This is a genomic window from Dellaglioa sp. CoH-57-MRSF-20 (genome assembly GCF_056781955.1).
The window spans coordinates 1-581 of sequence record NZ_JBXAXV010000067.1; the positions used below are offsets into that span (position 1 = coordinate 1).

At 56.5% G+C, this 581-nt stretch carries 1 protein-coding gene; it reads right to left on the reverse strand.

Annotated elements, in window-relative coordinates:
* On the reverse strand, positions 1-581 hold a 581-nt coding region (locus AC1RPN_RS08130; RefSeq protein WP_481763705.1), incomplete at both ends, for an AAA family ATPase.

The window sequence follows — 581 nt, forward strand, 5'->3', positions numbered from 1 at the left end:
CTTCAGCAACCCGCTCGATCTCGGTGAGCATCACATCGGCTCGGCCACGCACGAAGTAACCTTCTCCCTTCACAGGCTTCAGCTGGAACGGGTCGCCTACCACGAGAATAGGTACTCCGTACTCCAGAATATCCATCGCCATGTCCTCGTTGACCATGGACACCTCATCAACGATCAGGAGTGACGCATAGCGAAGCGGGCTCTCTTCGTTCTTAGAGAATCCCTTGATCTTGCCAGTAACACGGTCCATCTTTGGCCGGTAGATCAGGCTGTGGAGAGTACCGGCACCGACGCAGCCTTTGCTACGCATGACAGCCGCTGCCTTGCCCGTGTATGCCGCAAACACCACTTCACCACGTGAGCACCCCTCACCATTCTGAACGCGCCACGCGATCTCTTTGATGAGCTGTGTCTTACCGGTACCCGCGTATCCGAACAGCCGGAAGATCGGTGCCCGCTTCCGGTCCTTGTACCAGTTGATTACGTCGTGGATTGCGCGATTCTGCTCATCATTCCACGGGATGTCCGGTCGTTCGAATCCCTGCACAACGATACGTGCTGCATCCGACCCGAACAAATCC